The 7,125-nt window shown below is 55.3% G+C and carries 5 protein-coding genes and 1 pseudogene; 5 read left to right on the top strand and 1 reads right to left on the bottom strand.

Going from position 1 to position 7,125, the window contains the following annotated elements; translation table 11 throughout:
• Window positions 1-349 precede the first annotated feature (349 nt).
• From LC354_RS25290 to LC354_RS28295, 3 genes and pseudogenes are all read left to right on the top strand, one after another.
• On the top strand, window positions 350-1,360 hold the full coding sequence (locus tag LC354_RS25290; protein ID WP_223428738.1) for a permease: 1,011 nt from the start codon (window positions 350-352) through the stop codon (window positions 1,358-1,360).
• A gap of 14 nt (window positions 1,361-1,374) precedes the next feature.
• Entirely contained in the window at window positions 1,375-1,611 is a 237-nt protein-coding gene (locus LC354_RS25295) for a thioredoxin family protein (RefSeq protein WP_223428739.1), read from the top strand.
• A 78-nt stretch (window positions 1,612-1,689) separates the two neighbouring features.
• Window positions 1,690-1,881: pseudogene (locus LC354_RS28295) on the top strand (IS6 family transposase); the annotation flags it as partial.
• Here the strand turns inward: LC354_RS28295 and LC354_RS25305 are convergent.
• Entirely contained in the window at window positions 1,836-2,147 is a 312-nt protein-coding gene (locus LC354_RS25305) for a thioredoxin domain-containing protein (protein WP_223428740.1), read from the bottom strand. The pseudogene LC354_RS28295 and the gene LC354_RS25305 overlap by 46 nt on opposite strands.
• Before the next feature lie 309 nt (window positions 2,148-2,456).
• On the opposite strand from LC354_RS25305, the gene ftsH reads away from it, so the two are divergent.
• Window positions 2,457-4,385, top strand: a complete 1,929-nt coding sequence (gene ftsH / locus LC354_RS25310; protein WP_223428741.1) for an ATP-dependent zinc metalloprotease FtsH — start codon at window positions 2,457-2,459, stop codon at window positions 4,383-4,385.
• A complete protein-coding gene (locus tag LC354_RS25315; protein ID WP_223428742.1) occupies window positions 4,382-6,196 on the top strand; it encodes a PHA/PHB synthase family protein in 1,815 nt (604 codons plus the stop codon). The genes ftsH and LC354_RS25315 overlap by 4 nt, the downstream gene beginning before the upstream one ends.
• Window positions 6,197-7,125: the final 929 nt, after the last annotated feature.

A 7,125-nucleotide genomic window follows, 5' to 3' on the forward strand; every position in this document is an offset into this window, starting at 1 on the left:
AACGCATGATCTTCTCTCCTGAATTTTGAAACCATACCGCCACAGCGGGTTTCAAAATTCAGGAGAGAAGATCAGAGAAAGATTCGCTGAAGCGGACCGGCTAGAAGCCGGTGGCTTCGATCCATTAGGTGGAAAGTGAAGACCACCCTTCGCAATGGATTCGGGCTGTCCCACATCACCCTCGAGTCGGAACGTCATGGCCACGATTGTGAAGACGCGCAGGTCGTCGGCCACTCCTCAGCAACAAATTGATTTGTCCTGACGCAGATCAACGCCACGCAACCCCGCGTTCGCTATGGCTTGTGGGAATGGTGGAGCAATGTCCGTACCGACATAGGAGTATATCTGAATGGGCGATGTCCTGGTGTGGCTAAACGATCAACTGCTGCGCATGCAGTGGCTATCGGATCTTGTCACCCTGTTGGTGCGCGACGGGTTCGGTTTGAATCCAGCAAGCCAGATTGGCGGAAGCATTCACTTTTTCATCTATGACGTGATCAAGATATTCATTCTACTTTCGGTTTTGATCTTCGCCATTTCCTATGTGCAAAGCTATTTCCCACCCGAACGTACGCGCCGCATTCTCGGACAACGCCAAGGTTTGGGGGCCAATATCCTTGCAGCGCTTCTGGGAACCATCACGCCTTTCTGCTCTTGTTCCTCCATCCCGCTGTTCATCGGCTTCACCAGTGCAGGGCTACCATTGGCGGTGACCTTTTCTTTTCTGATTTCCTCCCCACTCGTTGATCTGGCCTCCGTGATCTTGCTGGCAAGCATCTTCAATTGGAGCATCGCTCTGGCCTACGTGGCCATCGGGTTGGTGCTGGCCGTATTGGGTGGAACCCTGATCGGACGGCTCAAAATGGAAGATCAAGTTGAGGCCTTTGTTTGTCAAAGCCCTGTGAGCGACCATGACAATGATGGGGCGATCAGTCGACGCGAGCGGCTGGCCTACGCGGCGGGTCAAGTAATGGATATCGCACACCGGGTTTGGCTATATGTTTTGATCGGCGTCGGGATCGGTGCGGCAATCCACAATTGGATACCAGAAACCTTCATTTCGGCTCTTTTGGGCCAAGACAAGTGGTGGTCGGTTCTGGTCGCGACGCTTGTAGGCGTACCGATGTATGCAGACATTTTCGGGACATTGCCCATCGCCGAGGCATTGGTTCAAAAGGGCGTTGGTCTGGGCACCGCTCTAACCTTCATGATGGCTGTCACTGCACTTTCGCTGCCTTCGATGATCATGCTCAAACGCGTCGTCAGACCACGCTTGCTGGCAGTTTTCATCGGCATCGTCGCGACAGGTATCATATTGATTGGCTACGTATTCAACGCCACAGCCCATCTGTTTGTTTGAAAAGGAGAGACGCAATGATCATCAAAATACTCGGGTCCGGCTGCAAGAAATGTGTGGCCTTGGGCGAGAACGTGAAGACCGCTGTGCAAGCCGCAGCGATCGACGCCGAGATCGAGAAAATCACCGATGTTATCGCAATCGCGGGGTATGGGATCATGTCCACGCCCGGTCTTGTGATCGACGAAAAAGTTGTCTCGTCGGGGCGTGTGTTGAGTGCGGCCGAAATTGGGCCACTCCTCAAAACGATGTAAGGTGACCTCGAAGGGGACTGTTGCACTCATCGGGCTTCGTTGGATGTATGAGGCAAGTTCAATGCTTGGAGAGTCATCATGCAGCGTAGTCCGTTCAAAAATCATCGGTTTCCGCCGGAAGTTGTCCTGTGTGCGGTCCGTTGGCATTGTCGCGACGCACTTTCGTGCCGGGATGGCCGGGGTTTGCTGGCCGAGCTCGGCATTGAAGTGGATGCATCGACAGTTCATCGCTGGGTGCGCAAATCCGGCCCAGAGATCGCAAAACGAACCTTGGACTTCAGCTTCATTGCGGCTTTTGCAAATTCCGGGGCCATCATACGACATGGCCCGCACCAAGGTGTCCAATAGTCGATAACAATAGGCTGGTCGTCCTCGCTTGAAGCCTTGTTGTGCACCTGAACATCGATTTCTGCGACGAGACCGCTGACCAGCAGATTTCCGCACTTGGCGCATTTTGGATCTGCATCCAACTTTGCGACGGGCACTCGATTGATCTGCCCGCAACTCAGGCACGTGATATTGTCGGCCAAAGTCATCTATCAACTCCAAGTTTAGCATTCTCCAAGACGCACGCATGATTGCTTCGAACGCGTCACCCGGACTGATCTTGATCAATGTCATGTCGCTGTCCGCAATGATAATAACAGCAACTTTCGTCAAGAAATCCTGCCAACTCCGTGACAAAAAAGGACTGAAAATGGCCACGCCCAATAATGAGAAGGCCGAAAACGTGAACGTAATCAATATACTGGAAGCTGTTGGAGTGTTGGATACGTGTCAGGCACTGCACATTGTCTGCTGTGGCGGCTTAGTTTGGTCGGCGCGGATTTGTGGGCAGCGGTAAGATGGATAATCACAAAACACCTCCTGATGAGCCAAAGTTTAACCCTCGCATGATGCAGGTCTGGCCGCTGGTAATTGCTGCGCTGATTATCGGCTTTTTAATCTTCCCGAACCTTGAGAATCCGCCGACGAACAACACTGTTTCTTACAGCGAAATCAGACAATTGATACGATCGGGGGCAATCGATGAAGCCACACTGGAAGCCACCGCTCTCAGCGGCCGTCTCATAGAGCCAACCTCCGAAGGCGCGGAAACGGTCCGTGCAATCCTCCCGCAAATACCCGATCCGACACTCTTGCCACTTCTTGAGGAACACGGCGTCATTGTTACTGCACAAGAGCCGCGCGCGCCTTCCATGCTGGTTTCCGTCCTGCCTTGGCTCGTGCTTCTCGCCTTCTATTTTTGGTTCACTCGTCGAATGATGGGCGGAACTCTGGGAAGTGGCTTTGGTGCCGGAACGCCGCGCGGTCTGAGCGATCTAATGAGCGGGCGGTCTTCCAAGCCAGCGCAGCGGATTACCAACACCACCTTCGCTGATGTGGCAGGTCAGGATCAAGCCAAACGCGAAGTCTCGGAACTTGTCGAATTCCTGCGCGATCCGGATCGCTTTCAGAAGGTCGGCGCCACCGTACCTCATGGCGTACTGCTTATGGGGCCGCCGGGCACCGGCAAGACGTTGCTCGCACGTGCCTTGGCGGGTGAGGCTGAGGTGCCTTTCTTTTCGACATCCGGATCGGAGTTTATCGAAGTCTTTGTCGGTGTCGGAGCGAGCCGGGTGCGTAAAATGTTTGAGGAGGCACGCAAGCAAGCGCCTGCGTTGATCTTCATAGATGAACTCGACAGCATTGGCCGGACGCGTGGCACAGGCATTGGTGGCGGTCACGACGAACGAGAACAGACCCTGAACCAAATCCTTGCCGAGATGGACGGTTTCAGTGATCGCGAGGCCGTGGTTGTTCTTGCAGCGACCAACCGACCCGATGTGCTCGACCCGGCATTGCTGCGTCCGGGGCGGTTTGATCGTCACGTGACCCTGTCTTTGCCTGACAAGACGGCCCGCCGTGCAATCCTTGATGTCCATGCGCGAAACCTCTCCCTTGGTGAGGATGTGGATCTGGATCAGGTGGCGGCTGGAACGCCCGGGTTCTCCGGGGCTGATCTCAAGAACCTGCTTAATGAGGCCGCGATCACAGCTGCGCGTCGTTCTGCAAGCCTGATTATGATGGCTGACCTAGACGAAGCACGCGACAAGGTGATGATGGGCACAGTGCGCACATTAGCGATACAGCCCGAGGAAAAACATCGCCTTGCTGTGCACGAATCCGGCCATACAGCGGTGGCGTACTACACACCCGATGCCGATCCACTTTACAAGGTTTCGATCATTCCGCGCGGTCAGAGCCTCGGCAATACGCAGATGTTGCCGACCAACGAGCGTCATACGCTGCCCGAGGCGCATCTACGTGGTCAACTCAGCACTCTGTTGGCCGGGCGCGCGGCGGAGAACCTATTGCTGGGGTCGGTGAGTTCAGGTGCTGACGATGATATCCGCCGTGCGACAGAATTGGCGCGGGCAATGATCTCGCGCTGGGGCATGGATCCGGAAATCGGCCCTGTTGATCTGCGCCAGAGTATTGAGCACCCCTTCCTTGGCCAGCAGATGGCCCAGCCACGCAGCTTTGCTGAAGAGACCGCTGCTCAGGTCGATCAAGCCGTTATCGAGTTACTTCACGCCGCTGAGAATGAGGCGATCCACCTGATCGAGACGCATCGCGACGCGGTTGTGCGTCTCGTCGCCAAGTTGGAAGCCGAAGAAACGCTGAATCTCGAGGCCATAAAAAGCTGCCTCGAGCCTGCAAGAACCGTCACACCGTTCGCCAAGTATCATCCAAAAGACGCAGGCCAAAGTGCGCCGGAAAGTTCCAGATGACCAAAGCCGCCAATCCAACCAAATCGCAGCACAAAACACCCGTGCAAGCTCAATTACCTGCCGTGATCGCGCCTAGCCAGCAGGTCCGCCAGCAAGAGCCCCATCCACATGAAAACTTGGACCGGGCCTCGCGCGCTGCGGTCGCCATGATGTCCGGTGGTCTCTCACCACATGCGTTCATCGAAGCTTGGAGCGATTGGGCGCTTCACATTGCCCGTGCACCGGGCCGTCAGCTTGAGTTGGTGGAACATGCACAGGAAAATTTGGCCAAGCTGATGAAACAGGCGATCAGCCCAAACGCTGATGTGCCGCCTGCTTTCAGCCCGAAACCCTATGACCACCGCTTCAAACATCCCGGCTGGGAAAAGGCTCCTTTTAATGTGTGGAGTCAGGGGTTTTTGGCGATACAGGACTGGTGGGACTACTCGACCGATCATTTGCGAGGATTGCGACCCGAAGACGCAGACCGTACCCGCTTCATGGCGCGCCAGACACTTGATATGTTCTCGCCATCTAATTTTCCGGCGCTTAACCCTGAGATCATTGAACAAACGCTGGCCTGCAAAGGTAAGAACCTCGCCGAAGGCGGAGCGCATTTCCTGCATGATTACCTGAACACGATCGCACAGCTGCATGAGCCCGCACCCGAAGGCTATGAGATCGGCAAGGATCTGGCCTGTACGCCCGGTGAGGTGGTGTTTCGCAATGATCTGCTCGAGTTGATCCAGTATGCTCCGCAGACCGAAAAAGTTCAGACCGAACCGATCCTGATCGTGCCCGCCTGGATCATGAAATACTACATCCTCGATCTGAGCCCGCATAATTCCATGGTCCGCTATCTGGTGGAACAGGGCTACACTGTCTTCATGATCTCCTGGTGCAACCCAGGCTCTGACCAGGCCGAGCTGTCGCTCGAAGATTACCGCAAGAAAGGCGTGATGGCGGCGCTTGATGCGGTTAACGCTATCGTTCCGGACAAACAGGTCCATACGGTTGGGTACTGCCTTGGAGGAACGATGCTGGCTATCGCGGCGGCCACCATGGCGCGTGACAACGATACGCGCTTGGCCTCAATCACGCTTATGGCAGCACAAATTGATTTCATGGAAGCGGGAGAGTTGCTTTTGTTCCTCGACGAAAGCCAGATCACGTTCCTTGAGGACATGATGTGGGAGAAAGGCTATCTCGACCGGCCGCAAATGGCGCGCGCTTTTTCTGCAATCCGTTCGGAAGACCTGATCTATAGCCGGGCGGTGCGGCGTTATTTTCTGGGCAAGGAAGATCTGCCGACGGATATGGGGGTTTGGGTGACCGATACCACCCGCATGCCCGCCCGGATGCATTCTGAATATCTGCGGGGCTTGTTTCTGGAAAACCGACTCACCGCTGGGCGTTTTGCGGTTGAGGGGTCCGTCATTGCGATGAAGGACATTGCGGCCCCGATCTTTGCTGTGGGTACTGAAACCGATCACATTGCGCCTTGGCGGTCGGTCTACAAGACGCAGCTATTCACTGACAGTGACCTGACCTTCGTGTTAACCAGCGGTGGGCACAATGGGGGTATTATCAATGAACCGGGGGCCGCACGCGGACACTTCAGATGCTCCTTGCGACCTGCAGGTGCGCGCTATATCGCTCCTGACGCCTGGTTTGAGCAGAACACCGCCCAGCCGGGTTCTTGGTGGCCCGCATGGGTGGATTGGCTGACTGCGAAAAGCAGCAGCGTCGTATCCCCACCTGCTACAGGCGCACCGAAGAAGGGCTATACAGCGCTTGTCGCAGCGCCCGGCACCTATGTGCACCAGATGTAAGGTTTGCCCCAAATTGATGCAGGCAAGATAAAGTCATGACAACATTTTCTCTTGCGATCACCCTACCAAACGCCGCGGAAAAGACCAAGGCGGGCATTTGCAAAGAAAAAGCCTCCGTCACAATGAACTACTGAAACGTATCGCAAACCCGACCTCGAGGATTTGCCGATTGGTCTTTTGGGGACCAGCACGGAGGCCGCTGCAGCACTTGTGGCCGCTGCAAAACTGAAGAGACGTATCACGCGGTGGTCGGCCGGATTTGGCGATGGATCAATTGCCCATGCTCAGTTGCCCGACCCTGCTCATCGTTGGCAGTCGCGACCATGACAGTATCAGGATGAACGAAGACACCTTTGCACACTGACGTGCCGCAAAAAGTTGGGAATTATCCACGGTGCAGGTCATCTGTTTGAAGAACGCGGAACATCCGACGATGCCGTCAATCAGCACAGCGCATGGTACAGGGCGCATCGTGACAAGGGCATACCCGAGTCCGATTACGCCAGATGCACAGCTTTGACAATCTGCTGAACTATCTCGGGGATCATACCGCCTAAGCCCACACCTATGTGGGCGCGCGCTGACCAAGGCAAGTGTCTCAAGAAAACAGGGCTCCTCAACATGGCGTCGGCTTACTGTTCACCATGAGTGCTTCCTTTTTGATATTTCACAGAATATTCAGGAGGTGTCTTGTGAGGCGATCTGGCTCTGCGGCGTTGAACCGTCACGGCACGGTACCGCCAAGCGCAAGCCCCGATCGTGTTGGCGACCCGATAATCTCCGTAAGCCATCCCGTGAGCGCCACGCCGACACGTCAATGCAAAACGCAACCGCCGGAGTCGCGTTTGTACGGTATTCCTCCGGTGAGGGCCGTCTTTTTGATTGTTGGGGATTTTTGTAGCGTTTGCATTTATGAGCAGCAGCAAATC

The organism is Tateyamaria pelophila, assembly GCF_019966495.1.
GTDB lineage: Bacteria > Pseudomonadota > Alphaproteobacteria > Rhodobacterales > Rhodobacteraceae > Tateyamaria > Tateyamaria pelophila.

Bases quoted from the DNA above. Each gene is read 5' to 3' on its own strand.
- LC354_RS25295 (WP_223428739.1), top strand. From the start codon at position 1,375: ATGATCATCAAAATACTCGGGTCCGGCTGCAAGAAATGTGTGGCCTTG.
- ftsH (WP_223428741.1), top strand. From the start codon at position 2,457: ATGGATAATCACAAAACACCTCCTGATGAGCCAAAGTTTAACCCTCGC.
- LC354_RS25315 (WP_223428742.1), top strand. From the start codon at position 4,382: ATGACCAAAGCCGCCAATCCAACCAAATCGCAGCACAAAACACCCGTG.
- LC354_RS25305 (WP_223428740.1), bottom strand. From the start codon at position 2,147: ATGACTTTGGCCGACAATATCACGTGCCTGAGTTGCGGGCAGATCAAT.
- LC354_RS25290 (WP_223428738.1), top strand. From the start codon at position 350: ATGGGCGATGTCCTGGTGTGGCTAAACGATCAACTGCTGCGCATGCAG.